The 20,225-nt window shown below is 61.0% G+C and carries 19 protein-coding genes, 1 tRNA gene and 1 pseudogene; 6 read left to right on the top strand and 15 right to left on the bottom strand.

Annotated elements, in window-relative coordinates; all coding sequences use genetic code 11:
* The first annotated feature begins 149 nt into the window (after nucleotides 1–149).
* A complete protein-coding gene (locus tag FO014_RS18685) occupies nucleotides 150–1,154 on the top strand; it encodes a LacI family DNA-binding transcriptional regulator (RefSeq protein WP_160030604.1) in 1,005 nt (334 codons plus the stop codon).
* On the opposite strand, the gene FO014_RS18690 is transcribed toward FO014_RS18685, so the two are convergent.
* From FO014_RS18690 to mtfA, 5 genes are all read right to left on the bottom strand, one after another.
* A complete protein-coding gene (locus tag FO014_RS18690; RefSeq protein ID WP_160030605.1) occupies nucleotides 1,147–2,031 on the bottom strand; it encodes an NAD(P)-dependent oxidoreductase in 885 nt (294 codons plus the stop codon). The two genes, FO014_RS18685 and FO014_RS18690, sit on opposite strands and share 8 nt — an antisense overlap.
* Nucleotides 2,032–2,085: 54 nt before the next feature.
* Entirely contained in the window at nucleotides 2,086–3,441 is a 1,356-nt protein-coding gene (locus FO014_RS18695; protein ID WP_160030606.1) for an NAD(P)H-dependent oxidoreductase, read from the bottom strand.
* Between the two features lie 34 nt (nucleotides 3,442–3,475).
* Nucleotides 3,476–4,834 (bottom strand): MFS transporter, encoded by a 1,359-nt coding sequence (locus FO014_RS18700; RefSeq protein ID WP_160030607.1) that lies wholly within the window; start codon nucleotides 4,832–4,834, stop codon nucleotides 3,476–3,478.
* Between the two features lie 354 nt (nucleotides 4,835–5,188).
* Nucleotides 5,189–5,264 (bottom strand) — tRNA-Asn (locus FO014_RS18705).
* 102 nt (nucleotides 5,265–5,366) lie between these two features.
* Nucleotides 5,367–6,155 carry a DgsA anti-repressor MtfA gene (gene mtfA, locus FO014_RS18710; protein WP_160030608.1) on the bottom strand — a complete coding sequence of 263 codons (789 nt, stop codon included), beginning with the start codon at nucleotides 6,153–6,155 and terminating at the stop codon, nucleotides 5,367–5,369.
* 376 nt (nucleotides 6,156–6,531) lie between these two features.
* On the opposite strand from mtfA, the gene FO014_RS18715 reads away from it, so the two are divergent.
* The 4 genes from FO014_RS18715 to FO014_RS18730 all read left to right on the top strand — a co-directional run bounded on the left by FO014_RS18715 (nucleotide 6,532) and on the right by FO014_RS18730 (nucleotide 10,416).
* Nucleotides 6,532–7,335, top strand: coding sequence for an alpha/beta hydrolase (locus FO014_RS18715; protein ID WP_160030609.1), 804 nt, complete (start codon nucleotides 6,532–6,534; stop codon nucleotides 7,333–7,335).
* A complete protein-coding gene (locus FO014_RS18720) occupies nucleotides 7,332–7,703 on the top strand; it encodes a RidA family protein (protein WP_105231750.1) in 372 nt (123 codons plus the stop codon). Before FO014_RS18715 ends, FO014_RS18720 begins: the two co-directional genes overlap by 4 nt.
* A gap of 102 nt (nucleotides 7,704–7,805) precedes the next feature.
* The gene (locus FO014_RS18725; RefSeq protein ID WP_160030610.1) at nucleotides 7,806–8,996 is read left to right on the top strand and encodes an amino acid aminotransferase; all 1,191 of its coding nucleotides are present in this window, start codon (nucleotides 7,806–7,808) and stop codon (nucleotides 8,994–8,996) included.
* Between the two features lie 16 nt (nucleotides 8,997–9,012).
* The gene (locus tag FO014_RS18730; protein WP_105231749.1) at nucleotides 9,013–10,416 is read left to right on the top strand and encodes an amino acid permease; all 1,404 of its coding nucleotides are present in this window, start codon (nucleotides 9,013–9,015) and stop codon (nucleotides 10,414–10,416) included.
* A gap of 57 nt (nucleotides 10,417–10,473) precedes the next feature.
* Here FO014_RS18730 and FO014_RS18735 read toward each other — a convergent pair whose 3' ends face one another.
* Nucleotides 10,474–10,932, bottom strand: a complete 459-nt coding sequence (locus FO014_RS18735; RefSeq protein ID WP_160030611.1) for a hypothetical protein — start codon at nucleotides 10,930–10,932, stop codon at nucleotides 10,474–10,476.
* A 171-nt stretch (nucleotides 10,933–11,103) separates the two neighbouring features.
* On the opposite strand from FO014_RS18735, the gene FO014_RS18740 reads away from it, so the two are divergent.
* Nucleotides 11,104–11,394 (top strand): putative T6SS immunity periplasmic lipoprotein, encoded by a 291-nt coding sequence (locus FO014_RS18740; RefSeq protein ID WP_212603822.1) that lies wholly within the window; start codon nucleotides 11,104–11,106, stop codon nucleotides 11,392–11,394.
* Nucleotides 11,395–11,439: 45 nt separating this feature from the next.
* Here FO014_RS18740 and paaY read toward each other — a convergent pair whose 3' ends face one another.
* The 9 genes and pseudogenes from paaY to paaE form a co-directional block, all read right to left on the bottom strand.
* Nucleotides 11,440–12,036, bottom strand: coding sequence for a phenylacetic acid degradation protein PaaY (gene paaY / locus FO014_RS18745; protein WP_105231745.1), 597 nt, complete (start codon nucleotides 12,034–12,036; stop codon nucleotides 11,440–11,442).
* Between the two features lie 11 nt (nucleotides 12,037–12,047).
* Complete coding sequence (gene paaX / locus FO014_RS18750; RefSeq protein WP_105231744.1) at nucleotides 12,048–12,989, bottom strand: phenylacetic acid degradation operon negative regulatory protein PaaX; 942 nt, start codon at nucleotides 12,987–12,989, stop codon at nucleotides 12,048–12,050.
* Between the two features lie 91 nt (nucleotides 12,990–13,080).
* Nucleotides 13,081–14,388 carry a phenylacetate--CoA ligase PaaK gene (gene paaK / locus FO014_RS18755; RefSeq protein WP_160030613.1) on the bottom strand — a complete coding sequence of 436 codons (1,308 nt, stop codon included), beginning with the start codon at nucleotides 14,386–14,388 and terminating at the stop codon, nucleotides 13,081–13,083.
* 10 nt (nucleotides 14,389–14,398) lie between these two features.
* Entirely contained in the window at nucleotides 14,399–15,610 is a 1,212-nt protein-coding gene (pcaF, locus tag FO014_RS18760; protein ID WP_160031441.1) for a 3-oxoadipyl-CoA thiolase, read from the bottom strand.
* On the bottom strand, nucleotides 15,607–16,047 hold the full coding sequence (paaI, locus tag FO014_RS18765) for a hydroxyphenylacetyl-CoA thioesterase PaaI (RefSeq protein WP_160031442.1): 441 nt from the start codon (nucleotides 16,045–16,047) through the stop codon (nucleotides 15,607–15,609). The genes pcaF and paaI overlap by 4 nt, the downstream gene beginning before the upstream one ends.
* 25 nt (nucleotides 16,048–16,072) lie before the next feature.
* A pseudogene (locus FO014_RS18770) lies at nucleotides 16,073–17,578 on the bottom strand (3-hydroxyacyl-CoA dehydrogenase); the annotation flags it as partial.
* 2 nt (nucleotides 17,579–17,580) lie between these two features.
* Nucleotides 17,581–18,372 carry a 2-(1,2-epoxy-1,2-dihydrophenyl)acetyl-CoA isomerase PaaG gene (gene paaG / locus FO014_RS18775; RefSeq protein ID WP_105231739.1) on the bottom strand — a complete coding sequence of 264 codons (792 nt, stop codon included), beginning with the start codon at nucleotides 18,370–18,372 and terminating at the stop codon, nucleotides 17,581–17,583.
* 3 nt (nucleotides 18,373–18,375) lie between these two features.
* Nucleotides 18,376–19,149, bottom strand: coding sequence for a 2,3-dehydroadipyl-CoA hydratase PaaF (gene paaF / locus FO014_RS18780; protein WP_160030614.1), 774 nt, complete (start codon nucleotides 19,147–19,149; stop codon nucleotides 18,376–18,378).
* Nucleotides 19,150–19,158: 9 nt separating this feature from the next.
* On the bottom strand, nucleotides 19,159–20,217 hold the full coding sequence (paaE, locus tag FO014_RS18785) for a 1,2-phenylacetyl-CoA epoxidase subunit PaaE (RefSeq protein WP_105231737.1): 1,059 nt from the start codon (nucleotides 20,215–20,217) through the stop codon (nucleotides 19,159–19,161).
* Between the last annotated feature and the right edge of the window lie 8 nt (nucleotides 20,218–20,225).

Raw genomic sequence — 20,225 nt, forward strand, 5'->3', positions numbered from 1 at the left:
TGGTTAATTGCCCGCCTGTCCTGCAAGCGGCGTCATTCAACCCGGCGCCTTGTAAACCATGATGATGATGATGCAAGAACATTTATCTTGTCAGGTGATTAATCTACCATGAGCTTATCCGGGCGAATGATGCGAGGCTGAGTATTACATTGACAGGTAAAAAGAAAAGTACCATCAAAGAGGTCGCAGCCTTGGCGGAGGTGTCGATCGGCGTGGTTTCCCGGGTGTTGAACCCTGGCTCTGGCTCCGTGTCTGAACGCACCCGCCAGCGTATTCTCAAAGCCATGCAAACGCTGAACTATACCCCGCAGAGCGCCGCCCGTGAGCTAAAAACCAGTTTGAATAACACCATTGGCCTGGTGGTGGCAGATATCGCCAACGATTTTTTCGCTGAAATTGCCGATCTTATTGTCCGTCGCGCCAGAGAAATGGCGATGAATGTCATTTTGGTCACCACCCAGGAGGACCCGCAGCTGGAGCGGGAAAGCCTGGAAATGCTGATGCAAAAACGGGTAAAGGCCATCATCGCCACGCCGACCAGCGACAACAGCGATATGTGGCAATCCATCAGCGAAATGGGGATCGCGGTGATCTTCATCGATCGCTATCTCAAGGACGTAGCGCACGCCAGCGTCATTGGTTTTAATAATGAAGCTTCCGCCCGTGAGGCCACCTGCTATCTTGCCCGGCAGGGACATCGGCGCATTGGCTGGATCAGCGGGCCGCTGAACACGTCAACCTCTTTGCAGAGGCTGGAGGGGTACCAGCAAGGATTGCAAGCCAGCGGCATTGGCTGGGAGCCGCAGTATGCGGTGGTGAAGAACTTTCGCGATCCGCTTGCCAGCCAGGCGCTTGACGAGCTGCTGGCGCTGCAGAACCCGCCGACGGCCATTATTATCGGCAATACTTCAATTGCGCCGATGATTATGTCGCGCATCCGGGCGCTGAAACTTGCCGTCCCGGAAGATCTGTCGCTGATTGTTTATCACGACAGCCACTGGAGCCGGTTACTGAGCCCGTCCATCAGCGTTATCAAACATCCGCTGGAAGCGCTGGCCGATAAGGCGTTATCCAGCCTGTCTGGTGAGAAGCAGGAACCCTGTGAACTCAACAGCCGGTTAATCAAGCGCGAGAGCGTGCTCCGGATTAAATAGGCGAACCGTTCAACCGCCGGATTTGCCTGATAATGGCGCAGTGATCCAGTTCCCCGTCGCCGGCGGCAATCATCTGGCTGAAGAGCGTATTTATCGTTTCCGTCAGCGGTAGTGTCAGACCCAGTTGCTGAGCCAGCGCCACAGCGCTGCGCGTGTCTTTGAGCTGCCACTTTGCCGCGCCGCGCGCCTTAAAGTCCTCGTTCACCATCCGCGCGCCGTGTTGCTGCAGCAGGGTCGAATCGGCAAATCCGCCCAGCAGTGCTTCGCGTACTTTTGCCGGATCGGCGCCGCCTCGCTGGGCGAGCGTAAAGGCTTCCGACAATAAACTCAGGGTGCCTGCGACAATGATCTGATTGGCGAGTTTAGCCAACTGCCCGGCTCCGACGTCACCGATACGCGTGACGGTTCCCAGATGAGCGAGCAGGGGGCGCAGGCGATCGATGTCCTCAGCATTACCGCCGGCCATTAATGATAACGTACCGTTTTCTGCTCCCGCCGTGCCGCCGGACACCGGCATATCGATATACTCAGCCTGCGCGCTCATTGCCTGACGTTGCTGCTCCATCACTATCGCGGGCGACAGGGTGCTCATCATGACAATCACCGTGCCGTTGGCGATATGCCGCAGCGCGTTAGCGTCGAAAATCACCTCATTGCAGGCCTGCGCATCGCTTAATAAACAGATGATGACCTGACTGCCGGCCAGCAACTGGGCGGAGGAGTCCGCGACTGCAATACCATATTCCTCCAGGGCGCGCGCTTTTTCCCTGGAGCGATTCCACACCGTGACGGTATAACCGGCGGCGGCCAGGCGTCTCGCCACCGGTTGCCCCATGAGTCCGGTCCCTAACAATCCAATGCGTGTTTCGGCTGCCATGTTTCCTCCTGAGATAACCGCCGCGCCGTATAGCGCAGCGGGTCATGCCGTTATTTATAAGCCTGCCAGACTGACCATCTGCTTACGCAGCTCGACGATATCCAGATTGTTGTCAAACTGAACATCGGAGAAGCGCACCGCCTGGTTTTTGGCAACATCGCGAACCAGACGGACGTGGTGCGCCAGCCCCATCGGCAAGAGATCCTGCGCCACGCTGATGCTGGCCGGCAGCGCATTGGCCCAGACGGTGAAGCCGCCTTCGCCATCCAGCATTTCTCCGGCTTTCAGATCGCGCTTGGCGGTCGCCACCGCATCGCCCCGGAAGCTTAATGCCGAACCGGTGGCCTCTCCGCGCAACACCGCAGAAAGAATGCTGATGCTGGTCTCAAGGCCAATCAGGTGGAAGGGGCGCCACATGGAGGCATACCATCCGCTGGGGTCTGTCAGCAAGCCATACTGTTTGAAACAGGCGCGGCTGTACTCATCTTTGGCTTTAAAGGTGACAAATACGCCGTAGCGGATGTTGTTGAGCACTTCCCGCCCGTCCGGCTCCTGGCTGGCGGCAATGTCGACCAGACCGCTGCGGCTCAGCCGCCCGCCGTCAGATTCCGGTGAGAACACGCGCGCCAGGTCATGCACGCCGGCAGGGGGGAAAGCCAGCCCGTTATCGGGGCAGTCCAGCCCGGTGGCGTTGGCCACCGCCGCCATTTCAATCGCCGCTTTGGTGCCGTCGGTGAAAGAGTTGTACATCTTGGGGTTGAAGTCGCCGGCCGCCACTTCCTCTTCGCTCCAGCCGAAAAATCCCCACACGGTATCGGGCGTGGAGTAGCGATAGCGCGGTTCAAAATTCATGCCTTTACCTGCGGCCACGATGTCAAATCCGCAGGCCCTGGCCCAGTCCACCAGCTCACAAATAATGGCCGGCTGATCCCCGTAAGCCATGCTGTAAATGACGCCGTTTTTACGCGCACGTTCGGCGATCAACGGCCCGCACAAGACATCGGCTTCGACATTCACCATCACCACGTGCTTGCCATGTTCGACGGCATGGAGTGCGTGACGCGTGCCTGCCAGCGGGTGTCCCGTCGCTTCGACAATACAGTCAATCTGCTCGCAGCGGAACAGCTCTTCCGCGTCCTCAACCACGCAGGTTGATCCTTCGCGCAGTGCCGCCTCAATATTTGCGGCCTGATACTGGGAATCCGGCCAGCCGACACGCGCCAGCGCCGTCCGTGCTTTTTTCACATCAAGATCGGCGACGGCCACCACCTGCAAGCCGGCAAGATGGCGTAACTGGGCAAGAACCATCGAGCCAAATTTACCTGCGCCGATAATGCCAACCCGGACGGGCTGCGCGGAACCTGACTTTACGGCACCGGCGCGCTCGGCTAACAATGCTGCTAAGTTCATGTGCTACTCCTTTACAAGGTGTGATGTGTCGGATTTAACGCCAGCCAGCGACCTGGCGGCGGCTTTTACTCAGGAGATAAATCAGTAACGGCGAAAACAGCACCAGAATCGATAACAGGTAGAGACCATTTTGCGATTTACCGCTAAGGGAGATGGTGAGCCCCACCAGGAAGGGGCCGAAAAAACCGCCGATATTGCCGATGGAATTAATCAACGCCAGACCGCCGGCCGAACCTTGGCGGGTCAGGAAAGAGGCGGGCAGGGTATAGAACGTCGGGACGCACGACAGCATGCCGACGGTCGACAGCGTCAGCCCCAGCATGGAAATCACCGGCGAATCACTGATGGCGGCAACCACAAATCCGACAGAAAACAGCAGCGAAGGCAGGATGAAATGCCAGGTGCGCTCGTTGGTTTTATCAGAATGGTTTGACCACCAGCACATCACGACGGCGCCAACAATATAGGGAATGGTGCCCAGCAGTCCGACCACGGTATCAGAGTAATCAAAGCGCTTAATAAATTGCGGCATCCAAAAGCCGAGGCCGGTCAGGCCAATCACCGTAAAGAAGTAAGCCATGCCTAAAACCCAGACGCGGCGATCCTTGAACATCGCCTTTAAGCCGGCGTGGCCGACCGCTAATGTCGCCTGCCGCTCTTTTTCCATCAGCGTCTGGTAGGCCCGGCGCTCTTCAGAACTGAGCCAGGAAGCCTTGGCCGGTTCGTCGGTGAGGTAAAGAAAGACAATCAGCGATAAAATGACCGGCGGGCAGCCTTCAAGTAAAAACAGCCACTGCCAGCTTTCCAGGCCGCCGACCTGATGAAAATTGTCCAGAATATAGCCGGAGAGGGGGTTGGCGATAATCGCCGCCAGCGGCACCCCCAGGTAGTAAATGGAAAATACCTTGGCCAGCTCCTGTTTAGGAAACCAGGTGGTGAGATAGAAAATAATGCCCGGCGCCAGACCCGCTTCGGCCACGCCGAGTAAAAAGCGCAAAATACTGAGGCTGACCACCCCTTGGGCAAAGGCCATCGCCATGGAAATCACGCCCCAGGTGATCATGATCCTGGCCAGCCAAAAGCGCGCGCCGTAGCGTTCCAGCAGCACGTTGCTGGGGATCTCAAACAGGATATAGCCAAAAGAGAAAATGCCGACGGCAAAACCAAACTGCTCCGGCGTTAACCCGAGAGCGTGGTTCATGGTTAATGCCGCCATGCCGATATTGGAGCGATCAATAAACGCCAGCAGATACATCATCAGGATCAGCGGCATTAAACGCATCCGAGCTTTTTTGATCGCGCCACTCGCCAGTGGCGAGATTTCTGTCTGAGGCTGGCCCGGCGTAACGTCAGCGCCGGCCAGTGAACTGTCATACTCTTCTACGTGTTTCATGATGAATCCCAGTAGTGTTTTAACCCCCGGAAATATCACGGAAAATGCATAGATACCGCGATGCCTGAATAAAAGTAAAACGTTTTACTTTTTTGTGAGTTTTACGACAGACCGTTAAACAGTCAAGGGGATGTCGCAGAGAAGTTAAAAAATTGTGACTAAGTTAACGTGTCGCCTTGGCGGCTAAAAAGCGCGCCGAGGGTGAAGACTTACCGCTGGCGGCAGGGGAGGCGGGAACTGTTGTTTGATACTGAACGGCTGAAGATAACGTCGGTTGCCGGGGCATCTGCCGGCACAGAGAAATGGAAAAGCAAAAAGCCCGCTTAAGTTTCCTTAAGCGGGCTTCTCTAAATATGGCTCCTCTGACTGGACTCGAACCAGTGACATACGGATTAACAGTCCGCCGTTCTACCGACTGAACTACAGAGGAATCGTGTGAACGGGGCGCATCATATCCAGCCGCTCCGGGTGTGTCAACGCTAATTTAGCGCTTTTGATTCAACTGTTCAGCAACTGAGCAGGGCGGGCGTAGTTAGGCCTCGCCGCCACCGTGTTCGCTCTGCCAGCGCTGCAGCCGCGCCAGCGGATCCTGGCGGTAGAAGCGGCAGAACTGCGGGTATAGCGTGGGGAAACGCTGGGCCAGCAGATCCGGCGCGCTGAAGAAATATTCCGACAGCACCGCAAAGCACTCGGCGGGATCGCTGGCGGCATAGGCGTCGATGCTGGCGGCTTCCTCGCCGACCAGATCGATCTCGTCCTGAATGGCCTCCATCGCGCCGTGCAGTTCGTGCTCCCAGGCCGCCACCTCGCGCAGCGGCATCGGCGGTACGCCGTTGGCGACGCCGCCGTTGCGCATATCCAGCTTATGCGTCGCTTCGTGGATCACCAGGTTAAAGCCGGACAGATCGAACGAGTCCTGCACGTCCTGCCAGTTCAGCACGATGGGGCCTTGCTCCCAGCTCTGTCCGGACTGCACCACCGGCCCGGAATGCACCAGCCCCAGATCGTCCTGCCACTCCTCTTCCACCACAAACGGGGAAGGATACAGCAGGATTTCATTGAAGCCGTCCAGAACGTCGACGCCCAGCTCCAGCACCGGCAGGGCGAACAGCAGGGCAATGCGCATCTGCATCAGCGGCGTCAGCGGTAGCCCCTGCAGCGGCACGATGCGTTTTTGCTGCAGCAGTTTCTCGGCAAGCGCCGCCAGTCGGCGGCATTCATCGTCATCAAGCGGCATCAGCAACGGAATCGCCAGCGCTTCCTGCCATTGGGCGGGCGTCAGCGCCGGGGAGGGCGTGGTTTTCCATGGCCATCTAATCATCAGGGCACTCATCAATGCTTATAGGTTCGGTAGCGTCAGGCTTGCTTGAGTAAAAATGCCGCAAAATCAGCCGTGATAGCAAGTGTTTTAAGCGAGAGGCATCGCCGCCAGGGCAAAAATGCGTATAGTGACCATTCAAACACTTAGCGCCGTTTGCGTCAGCGACCGCAATCACAGTTAAGCGATATGATGACGACGCGATGTCGCAGGTATTTATTGGCAGATTTGCGGAAAAAAGTTTCACCGGTAAAACTTTATCGCGCAATCATTTATTTTATTCTACCGGACGCGCATTGCGTTTGTTCACTTCTTGACAACATTTTGGCCGGTTGCTAATAGTTAATCCATATATTAAATAATAAACAAAGTTCAATATATGAAACTAATGCCGGGGAGTTATGATAATGGCACTACGGTGGATGATGAGGCGGAAATTCTGGCTTCATTTCAGCACCGCAGCCGCGAGGTTTATCAAAAATTCAATTCTGACGGTGATGTTCCCTATGGGGAATTGCCGCGTCAAACCATTGATTGGCTATATTCTCCCCATTCGGTTGTCGGAACGCTGATATTTATTCACGGCGGTTACTGGCAATTTTGTAATAAAGAAGATTTTGCCTTTATCGCTGCGGTGCCGCTGACTCTGGGGCTGGACGTGGTGTTGGTGGAATATAGCCATGCGCCGCAGGCGACGCTGACGGATATCGACGGGGAAATCGGCGCGGCGCTGAGCGAGATCCAACGCCGGCTGGCGCAGCGACCGCCGTGCGGGCCGGTCTATCTGGCCGGGCATTCGGCCGGCGGGCAGCTGGTTGCCCGCTGGCAGCAGCATCCGCTGGCGGATGCTGTGTTCCCGATCAGCGGTATCTTTGAGCTGGAGCCGCTGCTGTCTACCTACGTCAACCACCGCCTGCAGCTGACGGCGGCCGAAATCGCCGCGCTCAGCCCGGCGCGGCATATTCCCGCACGGCTTACGCCGATGACGCTGTTCTACGGCGCGCAGGAGCTGCCGGAGCTGATCGGCCAAAGCGAACACTACTGCCAGGCGCTGCGTCAGCAGGGCTTGTCGGTCGGGCTGCAGGCGGTGGACGGCGCCAATCATTACAACGTGCTGGACGCGCTGTTTGCCGCTGACGGGGCGTTAATTCATCTACTGGAACAGGGGGAAGATGGCCGATGAGAACCATCGTCGACACCGGGCTGCCGGATATCGGGCAGCCCTTTTCATGGGCGACACGCGGCGGCGGTATGTTGTTTACCGCCCACGGCCCGGTGCGTGCGGACGGCACGATTGAAACCGGCGCGGCGGAGCGGCAGATAGCGCTGACGTTCGATAATCTGGCGCAAACGCTGCGCGCCGCCAACAGCCACAGCGATAACGTGCTGCAGGTGATTGTTTATCTGACCGACGTGAATGACGTCAAACTGCTCGATGAAATATATAAACGCTATTTTAATCCGCCTTATCCCAACCGTTCGACGGTCATTGTCGATAAACTGGTGGTGCCGGGAATGAAAATAGAAATCACCGTCAGCGCCTGCGATTAAATTATTTAAATAATCTGCTTATTAACGCCGTGCCATTTTTATTTGGCGGCGTTATTTATTCCATTTACCTGCCGGCCCATTAATGATGGGCTAAGGATAACTATGTTCGCACATCTGCAACCTTCCGCCGCCGATCCTATTATGTCGTTAATGGAGGCCTATTTACGGGATGATAATCCGCAAAAGGTTAATTTAGGTATCGGCCTGTATTACGACGAACAGGGCAATATCCCGCTGATGCAGGCGGTGCGGCAGGCGGAGCAACGCTTACTGACGCAGGGTCATCCGCACGGTTATCCGCCGATTGAAGGCAGCGCGGCCTTTGCCGCGCAGGTACAGCGTCTGCTGCTGGGCGAGGAGGTCTCCGCATGCGGACTGGCGACGGTGCAGACGGTCGGTGGTTCCGGGGCGCTAAAGCTGGCGGCGGATTTTCTGCGTGATTATCTTTCCCGCGAGGAGATCTGGCTGTCAGACCCGACCTGGGCCAACCACGGGGCGATTTTCGCCGGCGCCGGCCTGCAAACGCACAGCTATCCCTATTTTGACGATATCGCCGGCGAGCTGCGCTTTGAGGCGATGCTGGAATGCTTCAACGGCCTGCCGGCCGGGGCGGTGGTGTTATTGCATCCCTGCTGCCATAACCCGACCGGCACCGATCTGACGCCGGCGCAGTGGCGCACGGTGATTGAGGTGATGCAGCAGCGTCGCCTGCTGCCGCTGTTTGACATCGCCTATCAGGGATTCGGCGATGGTCTGGAGCAGGACGCCTATGCGCTGCGCGCGGCGCATCGGGCCGGGCTGGACTGCCTGATCGCCAACTCATTTTCCAAAAACGCGGCGCTGTACGGCCTGCGGCTGGGGGCGTTGACGCTGTGCTGCGGCGATGCGCAGACGGCGTCGAATGCGCAAGGCGCGCTGAAAACCCTGATCCGCCGCAGCTACTCCTGCCCGCCGACCCACGGCGGCCGAATTATGGAAACCATTCTGACGGATGATGCACTGCGTCACCTGTGGCGCAGCGAACTTGACGCCATGCGCGATCGCATCCGTCAGATGCGCCTGCGGCTGGCCAGCGGGCTTGAGCAGGGCGGTTCGGCGCTGGACTACCGGCGAATTCGCGACCAGCGCGGCATGTTCAGCTACACCGGCCTCAATCCGCAGCAGTTGGAGACGCTGCGGCAGCGCTACGCCATCTACCTGGTGGCGCCCGGTCGCATGTGCCTGCCGGGCCTGAACCTGAACAATATCGACTATGTCGCCGACGCCATTCTGGCCGTTTCCCGCAGCGTGTGAACAAGGTGGATTAACGATGAAAGATCAGGCGCGTTTTGATGAAATCGCCCGGCGGCAGGGCGGGCTGAAAAAGCAGCTGACGGCCGGGCAGATGTCGATGCTGGCCATCGGCGGCGCGATAGGCACCGGCCTGTTTCTCGGCAGCGCTTACGCGATACAGATGGCCGGGCCGAGCGTACTGCTGAGTTACCTGATTGGCGGCGTGGTGGCGCTGCTGCTGATGGGCTGCCTGGCGGAGATGACCTCGCAGCACCCGACCTCCGGTTCGTTCGGCGATTACGCGGAGTTTTACCTCAGCCCGCTGTGCGGTTTTTTAGTGCGTTACTCCTACTGGTCGTGCGTGGTGCTGGCGGTGGGCACCGAGGTGACCGCCATCGGCATGTATATGCAGTTCTGGTTCCCGGATACGCCGGCCTGGCCGTGGGTGCTGCTGTTCTCCGCCGCGGTGGTCGTCATTAATCTGGTCGGCGTGAAGTCTTTCGGCCAGGTGGAGTATGCGCTGTCGGCCATCAAGGTGCTGGCGATTGGCGCGTTTATCGCCATCGGCGTCGGCATCCTGATCTTTTCCGCCAACCCGCATTTTGGCCTGCACAACTTTACCGCCGGCGGCGGCTTTTTCCCGTTTGGCCTGAGCGGTATGTGGTTTGCGGTGATCGTGTCGATCTTCAGCTACCTGAGCATTGAGATGATTGCGGTAGCCGCCGGCGAGGCGAAAAATCCGGTGGTGGCGGTACGCAGCGCCTTTAAGGGCACCATCTTACGGCTGTTTATTTTCTATATGTTGTCGATTGCGCTGATGCTGGCGATTGTGCCCTGGCGCCAGTCCGGTACCGGGGAAAGTCCGTTTCTGGTGGCGATGAACGTTATCCACCTGCCGGCGGCCGGCGGCATCTTCAACTTTGTCGTGCTGATTGCCGCCCTGTCGGCGATGAACAGCCAGCTGTATATCACTACCCGCATGATGTTTTCGCTGGCGCGCGCCGGGCAGGCGCCGGCGGCGCTGGGGCGCGTCAGCAAGCGCGGAATCCCGCTCAACGCGCTGGCGATGTCATGCATCGGCATTGTGGTGTCGATTGTGCTGAGCCTGGTGGCGCCGGAACAGTCCTTCGCCGCGATGATGTCGATATCGGTGTTCGGCGCCTGTTTCACCTGGCTGATGATTTTTATCACTCACCTGTTTTTCCGCCGCCATCACGGCGGGATGCCTCTGAAGTTCCGCATGTGGGGCTTCCCCTATACCACGTTGCTCGGGGCGGGGCTGATGCTGGCGCTGATGATCTCCACCGCCTTTACCGACTTTTTCCATATGACGCTGTGGTTCGGCATCCCGTTTACCCTGCTGCTGGCGGGCATCTATCTGTATCGCCTGCGCCGCCGGCCGGCGGCCCACGCGGTGAGGCCGACGCCGGGCATGGAGTAGCGGGGGCGGACGCGCCTCCTGCAGGAGGCGCGAAGTGTCCGTTAAGATACCGGAAAATTATGATGTGAAATCATAGACTACTTGCACAACGACACCTTTTTCACTTTTCAGTTTCATGACCATGACCATGACCATGACCATGACCATGACCATGACCGTTTCCACGGGGTCTTTGCCTTTCCAGCATTCATTGTCAATATTACAGTTATCCTGACGCTGGTAGCCAATGGATGTCAGGTAATTATCAATTTTGCTGGTATCCTCAGTCGCGTAAAAGTTTACGGCGTACACATGCGTTGAAGGACCTGTAATGTTGGCGAAGTCAAAGTCATAACGGGGGGAGATTCGTGGCATTTTTTTCAGGATATCTGGGGTATAAAATGCATACTCTCGCTTATCCTGCTCGGTATAGTGTGCACTGCCGGCAAACTCCATCTGGATTAACGGCCAGGAATAGAGCAACCCCGCGACAATCAGCACTGCCACGATGCCAACGATTTTCGACGACTTTTTCATAATGGCAAGATTCCCCCCCGTGCTCTGTCGATAAATGAGCCATTGCGAGACGCTACTACAACGTTGCCAGATTTGAAATCGCTATAAGGCCGGATTGTCTTCATAATGTGCTGCTGACTGCCTGCGAGTCCAGGCTGTGCCGACGTGACTATTAAAGATAACCGTCTGTGCGTGTCTATCCCGGCAGGGAAAAATGAATACCTGAACGGATTACAAATCGTTGATGCTGAGGGCCGCATTTTCCGCAAATACTTGGCTGCAGACGCCAGCGTGGCGCCTATTCCTGTACTTTCCGGCCGCTGTATTCCTGATTTCGGTTATCCGTTTAAGGCGGGCGGCCAATATGGTATCCAGGTGGAAACTTTCTTTACCGATGCCCGGCGGCCCGGTGGGAACAGCTACTCGGCGTCGTTCAGACTGTACCGCGAGCAGGGCGTGCTCAAGGTGGCCAGGGCAGGGTGACGGGGCGTCCGTGGCGGCAGGGTCAGCGTTAACCCCGCCGGCGGATTACAGCTGGCTTTTCGGCACCAGACGATCGCCGAAGGTCAGGCGCTGGCGGTCTGGCTCGGCTTCGCTCAGCGGCGCGACTTCCCGCAGGGTGGTTTTGCAGCGCGTCACCAGATCCTGATACTCCTGGGTGCCGACGCGTTTCCAGGCCAGCTCCTGTTCGCTCAGCTCGCGCAGCACCCGCGCCGGGCTGCCGAGCACCAGCTTATTGGCGTCGAACACCGCCGCGGCCTTGATAAACGAACAGGCGCCGACGATGGTGTTTTCACCGACGACCGCGCCGTCCATCACCACCGCATTCATGCCGACCATCGCGTTGCGGCCGATGCGGCAGCCGTGCAGGATGGCGCCGTGGCCGATATGACCATCCTGTTCCACCACCGTGTCCTGCTGCGGGAAACCGTGCATCACGCAGTTGTCCTGAATATTGGCGCCGTCCTCAATCACCAGCCGGCCAAAGTCGCCGCGCAGGCTGGCGTTGGGGCCGATATACACCCCTTTGCCGATAATCACATCGCCGATCAGCACCGCCGTCGGGTGCACATAGCTGCTGGGGTCGACTACCGGCGTCAGGCCGTCAATTTGATACACAGGCATGTGGCTACTCCTCAATAGGTGACGTTATCGCGCGGCAGGCCGCCAAAGCGCCGGTAATAGCCGGCGGCGGGCGCCGGCAGGGCGCCGATGGTGGTTTCCGCCAGCGCGCTGACATACTCCGTCGCGGCGCGGTCGACGCGCTGATAAATATTGATGCACAGGTTGCGGGCGATTTGTCCCTCCCACTGGGCGGGCAGCAGCGCATCCGGCAGCAGCGGGTCTTTCAGCACCACGCGGCGGAAGAAGTGAATTAATAATAGCTTGATCTGGAAGCAGCGCCGGGGCGTCAGCACCGCGTCGTCCGCCTCGCGCAGCAGCGCCATCAGCGGGCGGAAAGAGACGATAAACTCATGGTAATAACCGGCGACCTGCTCCAGCGCCCAGCAGTCGGCCACCCGCTGGCGCAGGGTGGTTTCGGAGCGGGCGTAGGGGTAGTCGGCGCGGAAGTAGATCACCTGTTCGCTGGCGTTCAGCTCGCCGAGCAGGGCGGTGACGTCGGTCTGCGCGTGCGTCGGCGCCGCCATCAGGTTACTGGCCAACTGGCCGAACCCCAGCCAGCCCAGCTCCTTCTTCAGCCGCGCGCGCTCGCTTTTTTCCGCCGTTTCCAGCAGCAACAGCTCCCATTTGCCGTCCCATTCCGGCTGTTCACTCAGGTAAATTTTGGATTCGGCGTGGCGAAACTGGCGCATGCCCTGTTCGGTTACGCGGTAATAGCTGCGGCGGCCGATTTTCTCCACGTCGAGCCAGCCCTCTTTTTGCAGCCGGAATACCGAGGTGCGCACAAAGCGATCGCCAAACCCCATCGATTCCAGCAGGGCGCTCAGGCTGCCCAGCCACACTTCGCCGCCGCGATGGCTCAGCGCATCGCCATACAGGGAAATAATCAGCGACGTGCCGCTAATCGGCTGAGCCTCTAAAGCATGGTGGATAAAGTCATCCAGTTTTTGTTCCATATTTTTCCACGAGTTAGGCTACGGTGACTCACCACATTACCATATCCCCCGGCGGCTGCCAGCGGCGGCGCCATCCCTGGCGTCGGCGGCGTCAGCGGGGACGCAGGTCGACCACCCGCAGCGCCTTGCCTTCCGAGCGCGGAATATCGCCGCAGTTGGCGATGCTGACGTCGGTGCTGACGCCGACGATCGATTTGATATGGTGGCGCAGCTGGTGGCAGATATCGCAGCGCTGCTGGTGGCTGAGACTGAGCGCCGACTCTTTGAGCTCCACCCGCACCGCGAGCGTATCCAGGTGGCCGGCGCGGCTGACCTGCAGCTGATAATGGGGCGACAGCTGCTCGAACTGCATAATCTGCTCTTCAAGCTGCGACGGGAAGACGTTGACGCCGCGGATGATCAGCATATCGTCGGAACGACCGGTGATTTTGTCCATGCGCCGCATCTGGCGCGCGTCGCCCGGCAGCAGGCGGGTCAGATCGCGGGTGCGGTAGCGGATCACCGGCAGCGCTTCTTTGGTCAGCGTGGTGAACACCAGTTCGCCGTGCTCGCCGCCCGCCAGCGGCGCGCCGCTGTCCGGGTCGATAATTTCCGGCAGAAAGTGGTCTTCCCAGATGGTGGGGCCGCCGCCGCTTTCGGCGCACTCCATCGCCACGCCCGGCCCCATCACTTCCGACAGGCCGTAAATATCCAGCGCCTTGATGCCCATGCGGCTTTCTATTTCATGGCGCAGCGCTTCGGTCCACGGCTCGGCGCCGAACACGCCGATACGCAGCGAGCAGCCGCGCGCGTCGCCGCCCAGTTTGCGCTCCAGCTCGTCAATCAGCGTCAGGCAGTAGGACGGGGTGACCATAATCACGTCGGGCTTAAAGTCGAGAATCAGCTGCGCCTGCTTTTCCGTCTGGCCGCCGGACATCGGGATCACCGTCGCCCCCAGCCGCTCTGCGCCGTAGTGGGCGCCCAGTCCGCCGGTAAACAGGCCGTAACCATAGGCGACGTGCACCTTATCCCGCGGTGTGGCGCCGGCGGCGCGCAGGCTGCGGGCGACGATGTCGGCCCAGTTGTCGATATCGCGCTGGGTATAGCCCACCACCGTCGGCCGCCCGGTGGTGCCGGAGGAGGCGTGGATGCGCACCACCTGTTCCATCGGCACGGCGAAAGTGTCGAACGGGTAGTTATCGCGCAGATCCTGTTTGGTGGTGTAGGGGAACAGCGCCAGATCGCTCAGCTGGCGTAAATCGTCAGGGTGGACGCCGGCCTGATCGAATTTGCGTTTATACATCGGCACGTTTTGGTAGGCGTGGTTCAGGGTCCATTTCAGGCGCCGCAGCTGCAGTGCTTCAATCTCATCGCGCGAGGCGAATTCAATGGTGTCGAGGGGCTGGGGATTGGTTGTCATTATTTTGGCCTCAGTGTTGGACGCGTTCAATAATCATGGCGATGCCCTGACCGACGCCGATGCACATGGTGCACAGCGCATAGCGGCCGTCCCGCCGTTCCAGTTCGTGCATGGCGGCCAGCGCCAGTCTGGCGCCGCTCATGCCCAGCGGGTGTCCGAGTGCGATGGCGCCGCCGTTGGGGTTGACCTGCTCGGCGTCGTCCGGCAGGCCGAGCTGGCGCAGCACCGCCAGCGCCTGGGCGGCGAACGCCTCGTTAAGCTCAATCACGTCCATTTGCCCCAGGCTCAGCCCGGCGATTTCCAGCACCCGGCGGGCGGCCGGCAGCGGGCCGATGCCCATCAGACGCGGCTCCACGCCGCAGGCGGCGGTGGCGACAATGCGCGCGCGCGGCGTCAGCCCCTGCTGCTGCGCCATTGCCTCCGAGGCGACGATCAGCGCCGCCGCGCCGTCGTTAACCCCGGACGCGTTGCCGGCGGTCACGGTGCCGGGCTGGCGGAACGGGGTTTTCAACGCCTGCAGCTGCGCCAGCGAGGTTTCGGGGCGCGGGTGCTCATCGTCACTGACCTGGGTAAGCGCACCTTTTTTCCCCGCAATGCTGACCGGCACGATTTCCTGCGCCAAAATGCCGGCGGCCTGCGCCCTGGCGGCGCGCTGCTGGCTGCGCAGGGCGAAGGCGTCCTGATCGGCGCGGCTGATGTTGAACTGTGCGGCGACGTTTTCAGCGGTTTCCGGCATCGAGTCGGTGCCGAACTGCTGCTGCATCAGCGGGTTGACGAAACGCCAGCCGATGGTGGTGTCGAACAGCTGCGCCTGACGGCTAAAGGCGCTGTCGGCCTTGCCCATCACTAGCGGCGCACGGGTCATCGACTCTGCACCGCCGGCCAGCACCCACTGGGCTTCGCCGGCCTTGATGCTGCGGGCGGCCATTGCCAGCGCGTCCAGGCCGGAGCCGCACAGACGGTTGATGGTGGTGCCGGAAACGCTCTGCGGCAGTCCGGCCAGCAGCAGCGCCATGCGCGCCAGATTGCGGTTATCTTCCCCGGCCTGGTTGGCGCAGCCGAGGATCACATCGTCAACCTGCGTCCAGTCGGCCTGCGGGTGGCGCGCCATCAGCGCCCGCAGCGGCAGGGCGGCCAGATCGTCGGCGCGCACCGTCGCCAGCGCGCCGCCGTAGCGGCCAATCGGCGTGCGTACGCCGTCGCAGATGAAGGCGTGGTTCATGGCTGTTCCTCCAGGACCTGATGGCCAAGGCGATGGGCGCGGCCGCGGAACCAGGCCACGGTTTTCCCCTGTTGGTTGATAATCTCCACGTCGTACAGCCCGCTGGTTTTTCCCTGATGGCGCACTTCGGCGCTGGCGATCAGCCGGTCGCCGGCCAGCGCAGGGCGGATAAAGTCGATGCTGCAGCCGGCGGCGACCGCCGCCAGCCCCTGACTGTTGCAGGCGTAGGCGAAGGCGGTATCGGCCAGGCTGAACAGCTGGCCGCCGTGGCAGGTGCGGTGGCCGTTCAGCATCTGCGGGCCGACCTCCATACTGACCTGCGCAAAACCGCAGTCGACCGCATCCAGACGCATGCCCATCGCCTGGGCGCAGCTGTCTTGTTGAAACATATGTTCGGCGCAGCGTTGCGCCAGCGCGCGCGGCGTATTGGCGTTCATTGTTCGGCTCCTGAAGGGGAAGGGCGTGACCGGCGGCGCAGCGGCGCAGCAGCGGCATCGGGCGGTAGCGCTCTTCAAGGTAGAAGCGCTGCAGGTTTTCCAGCGTGGCGAGGATCTGTTTCCAGCCCAGCGCCTGTCCCCAGGCCAGCGGCCCGCGCGGATAGTTGACCCCGAAACGCATGGCGTTATCGGTATCGGCCGCGCTGGCGATGCCTTTGTTGACCACGTCCAGCGCCTCGTTGACCAGCATGGCGACGGTGCGCATCACCAGCAGACCGGGATAATCCGGCAGTGTGATGACCCGTTTGCCCAGCGACTGCAAGCATTGAATCACTTTGGCGTTGTCCTGAGGGTTGTTTTGCGCCGCGCAGCCGATCGCCAGGGTATTTGCCCGCCGGTAGTCGGCTGACAGATCGAACAGCACCACCGGCGTGCCGATGTCTTCGGCGACCTGACTGGCTGACTTGCCATTTGTTAACATAAAAGTAACATCATCGATCATCGCCAGCGGGCTGGTCTGGCCGGGTTGTTTGACCGACGCCGCATTTTCCGTCAGCAGCGCGGCGAAATCCGCCAGCGGCGACCAGTCGCCGTGCAGCGTGACCCGAGCAGCCGGGCCGGCGTTAGCGGCAGCGGCGTAGCTGGCCTGCGGCGCATCGACATCGTCGCCATAGCGGTAAAAACCACGGCCGCTTTTGCGCCCCAGATGGCCGGCGGCCACCCGTTCCTGCTGCAACAGCGACGGGGTGAAGCGCGTGTCGTTGAAGAAGGCGTGGAACACCGATTGGGTGACGGCGAAATTAACGTCCTGACCGATCAGATCGGTCAGCTGCAGCGGCCCCATGGCGAAGCCGCCGGCGTCGCGCAGCACGGCGTCCAGCGTCGCCGCATCGGCGAGCTGCTCCTCCAGCGCCCGCAGCGTTTCGGCATAGAACGGCCGGGCGACGCGGTTGACGATAAAGCCCGGCGTCGAACGGCACACAACCGGTCGTTTGCCCCATTGCTGCGCCAGCTGGCTCAGGCGATCGCGCGTTGCGGCGCTGGTTTCCAGCCCGGTGACGATCTCTACCAGCTGCATCAGCGGCGCCGGATTGAAAAAGTGCATGCCGGCCATGCGTTGCGGGTGGCGCAGCGCGGCGGCGATAGCGGTAATCGACAGCGACGAGGTGTTGCTGGCGAACACCGTATCCGCCGGACAAATCGCTTCCAACTCGCGGAACAGGCTCTGTTTGACCGCCAGCTTTTCCGCTACGGCCTCGATCACCAGCGCGCTGTCGGCCAGTTCTTCCAGCGCTTCGGCGATGCGGATGCGGGCCAGCAGCTGTTCGCTGGCGCGGCGATCCGCCTTGCCGGCCTCGACCCGGCGCATCAGGCGCTGGCTCAGTGTCTCGCAGGCGCGCTCGGCGGCGGCGCGGTCAATATCGAACACGGTGACCGGATGCCCGGCGGCGGCGGCCACCTGCGCGATGCCGATGCCCATGGTGCCCGCGCCAATCACCGCAACGGGTGAGGTAAGGGGAATTGCGTTCATGATTATTTTCCGCTGAAGACCGGTGGGCGTTTGGCGAAGAATGCGCTGACGCCTTCGCGATAGTCATCGCTGCGGCCGCCAAGGCGCTGCAGGTCGCGTTCCAGATCCAACTGTTGGTCCAGCGTGTTGGTGGCGGCGCTGTAGATGGCTTTTTTGATCAGCCCCAGGCCGTAGGTCGGCTGGGTCGCCAGATGGCGCGCCAGCGCCCGGGTATGGGCCTCCAGTTCGCTGCCGTCCACCACCTGCCAGATCATGCCCCACTCCTGCGCCTGACGGGCGCTGATTTTATCGCCGAGCATCGCCATGCCCATTGCGCGCGCGTGGCCTGCCAGACGCGGCAGGAACCAGCTGCCGCCGGAGTCCGGCACCAGCCCGAGTTTGCAGAAAGATTGGATAAAATTGGCGTTGTCGGCGGCGATAACGATATCGCAGGCCATCGCCAGCGCCGCGCCGGCGCCGGCGGCTACGCCGTTCACCGCGCAGACGATCGGTTTGGGCAGCGCGGTCAGACGGCGGATCAGCGGGTTATAGAAACGCTCGACCGACAGGCCGAGGTCCGGCGCCTGCTGGTCGGCGTTGACGGTGCGATCGTTCAGATCCTGCCCGGCGCAGAAGCCGCGTCCGGCGCCGGTCAGCAGGACGCAGCGCACCGCCTCGTCGCGTTCGGCGAGGGTCAGCGCTTCCGCCAACTGGTGGTGCATCTCATCGTTAAAGCTGTTCAACCGGTCGGGGCGGTTCAGCGTGATGGTCAGTACGCCGGCGTCGAGGTGAGTGAGAATCAGGTTGTTGTCCATGGATCAGCGCCCTTTATAGTGTGGGGTACGTTTTTCGAAGAAGGCGGCAATGCCTTCACGGCGGTCTTCGGTGGCGGCCAGCGCGGCAAACTGCTGGCGCTCCATGGCCAGCCCCTGCGTCAGCCCGGTTTCCTCCGCCTGGCGCAGCGCCTGTTTGGCGGCGCGCAACGCCAGCGGCGCCTGTTGCGCGATACGCGCGGCCACCTGCTGCGTGCGCTCCAGCGTCAGCGCGTCGACGCATACCTCGCTCGCCAGTCCGCTCTGCAGCGCCAGGCGGGCGTCAATGGCCTCGCCGCTCAGCACCATCTGGCTGGCGCGGGATTTGCCGACGCAGCGAATCAGCCGCTGAGTGCCGCCGGCGCCCGGCATCAGGCCGAGGGTGATTTCCGGCAGGCCGAAGCGGGCGCTTTCGCCGCAGATGACGATGTCGCAGGCCAGCGCCAGCTCGCAGCCGGCGCCGAGCGCATAGCCGTTGACCGCCGCCAGCAGCGGCTTGCTGAACTGGCCCAGCCGCTGCCACAGCAGCGGGCGCGGGTCACGCAGGGTGGCGGGCAGATCTTGCTGCTGCAGTTCACGCAGGTCGGCGCCGGCGGCAAAAAAACGCGCGCCGCCGGCGATCACCACCGCGCCGGTGTCGTCGTCGGCCTCGGCCTGTTCCAGCCGTTCGATCAGCTGTTGCAGGCAGGGGGTGCTGAGCGCGTTACGCGCCTGCGGTCGGTGCAGCGTCAGGGTAAGAACGCGGCCCTGCCGCTCGTGCAATATCCAGGGGGTAGTCATCGGCGGCTCCTAAACGTCGAAATCCAGCGTCACGCCGTCGCCTTTCGGCCACGACTGACAGCTGAGGATGTAACCGGCGGCCAGCTGGTCCGGCTCGAGGCTGTAGTTGACGCCCATCTCGACTTCGCCGGCGGTAAGCTTGCATTTGCAGGTGGCGCAGACCCCGCCTTTACAGGCGTAGGGCAGGTCCGCCCCCTGACGCAGCGCGGCGTCGAGAATGCTGTCGTCCTGCGCCGTGACGTCGATCTCCTGCCGGCGACCGTCGAGCTGAATCGCCACCCGGGTGGCGTTGCGGCTGGCGGCATCGGCCGGTCTGGCGCTGACGCCGCTGGTGTTGAAGCGTTCGCTGTGGATGCGCCCGGCCGGCATGCCGGCCTGTTCCAGTACGCTGTGGGCATCGTCCATCATCGCTTCCGGGCCGCAGATAAACGCATGTTGATAGTCGCGGTAGTCGAGCAGCGTGGCGCCGATGGCCTGCAGGCGTTCGCGGTCAATGCGGCCGCTGAGCAGCGGGCTGTCCAGACTCTCCTGGCTGAACAGGTACAGCGGCTGGAAGCGTTGCGGGTAGCGGTTTTTCAGATCGGACAGCGCTTCTTTGAACATCACCGAGCGACTGCTGCGGTTGCCGTAGATCAGCGTGAACTGGCTGTCCGGTTCCAGCAGCAGCGTGGCTTTGATAATCGACAGCATCGGCGTGATGCCGGAGCCGGCGGCGATGGCCAGATAGTTGCCGTGGCGCTCCGCCTGCGGCTGGTAGCCGAAGCGCCCCTGCGGCACCATCACCTCCAGCGCGTCGCCGACCTTGAGCCGTTGATTGACAAATGAGGAAAAACGCCCCTGATGAATGGCCTTGACGCCGATTTGCAGCAGCCCGTCCTGCGGCGCGCTGCAGATCGAGTAGCAGCGGCGCAGCTCTTCGCCGTCGAGGCTGGCTTTCAGCGTCAGGTGCTGGCCGGGGGTATAGCGGTAGGCGCTTTTCAGTTCGTCGGGCACGCGCAGGGTAATGGCGACGGCGTCCGGCGTTTCGCGTTCAATAGCGGCGACATTCAGGCGATGAAAAACCGTCATGATGTTCT

This window comes from Serratia rhizosphaerae, assembly GCF_009817885.1.
Taxonomy (GTDB): Bacteria; Pseudomonadota; Gammaproteobacteria; order Enterobacterales; family Enterobacteriaceae; genus Serratia_B; species Serratia_B rhizosphaerae.

Bases quoted from the DNA above. Each gene is read 5' to 3' on its own strand.
- FO014_RS18700 (WP_160030607.1), bottom strand. From the start codon at position 4,834: ATGAAACACGTAGAAGAGTATGACAGTTCACTGGCCGGCGCTGACGTT.
- paaF (WP_160030614.1), bottom strand. From the start codon at position 19,149: ATGACTACCCCCTGGATATTGCACGAGCGGCAGGGCCGCGTTCTTACC.
- paaK (WP_160030613.1), bottom strand. From the start codon at position 14,388: ATGACAACCAATCCCCAGCCCCTCGACACCATTGAATTCGCCTCGCGC.
- FO014_RS18735 (WP_160030611.1), bottom strand. From the start codon at position 10,932: ATGAAAAAGTCGTCGAAAATCGTTGGCATCGTGGCAGTGCTGATTGTC.
- paaX (WP_105231744.1), bottom strand. From the start codon at position 12,989: ATGGAACAAAAACTGGATGACTTTATCCACCATGCTTTAGAGGCTCAG.
- FO014_RS18725 (WP_160030610.1), top strand. From the start codon at position 7,806: ATGTTCGCACATCTGCAACCTTCCGCCGCCGATCCTATTATGTCGTTA.
- paaE (WP_105231737.1), bottom strand. From the start codon at position 20,217: ATGACGGTTTTTCATCGCCTGAATGTCGCCGCTATTGAACGCGAAACG.
- FO014_RS18690 (WP_160030605.1), bottom strand. From the start codon at position 2,031: ATGGCAGCCGAAACACGCATTGGATTGTTAGGGACCGGACTCATGGGG.
- mtfA (WP_160030608.1), bottom strand. From the start codon at position 6,155: ATGATTAGATGGCCATGGAAAACCACGCCCTCCCCGGCGCTGACGCCC.
- FO014_RS18695 (WP_160030606.1), bottom strand. From the start codon at position 3,441: ATGAACTTAGCAGCATTGTTAGCCGAGCGCGCCGGTGCCGTAAAGTCA.
- FO014_RS18730 (WP_105231749.1), top strand. From the start codon at position 9,013: ATGAAAGATCAGGCGCGTTTTGATGAAATCGCCCGGCGGCAGGGCGGG.
- paaG (WP_105231739.1), bottom strand. From the start codon at position 18,372: ATGGACAACAACCTGATTCTCACTCACCTCGACGCCGGCGTACTGACC.
- pcaF (WP_160031441.1), bottom strand. From the start codon at position 15,610: ATGAACCACGCCTTCATCTGCGACGGCGTACGCACGCCGATTGGCCGC.
- FO014_RS18715 (WP_160030609.1), top strand. From the start codon at position 6,532: ATGAAACTAATGCCGGGGAGTTATGATAATGGCACTACGGTGGATGAT.
- paaI (WP_160031442.1), bottom strand. From the start codon at position 16,047: ATGAACGCCAATACGCCGCGCGCGCTGGCGCAACGCTGCGCCGAACAT.
- FO014_RS18720 (WP_105231750.1), top strand. From the start codon at position 7,332: ATGAGAACCATCGTCGACACCGGGCTGCCGGATATCGGGCAGCCCTTT.
- paaY (WP_105231745.1), bottom strand. From the start codon at position 12,036: ATGCCTGTGTATCAAATTGACGGCCTGACGCCGGTAGTCGACCCCAGC.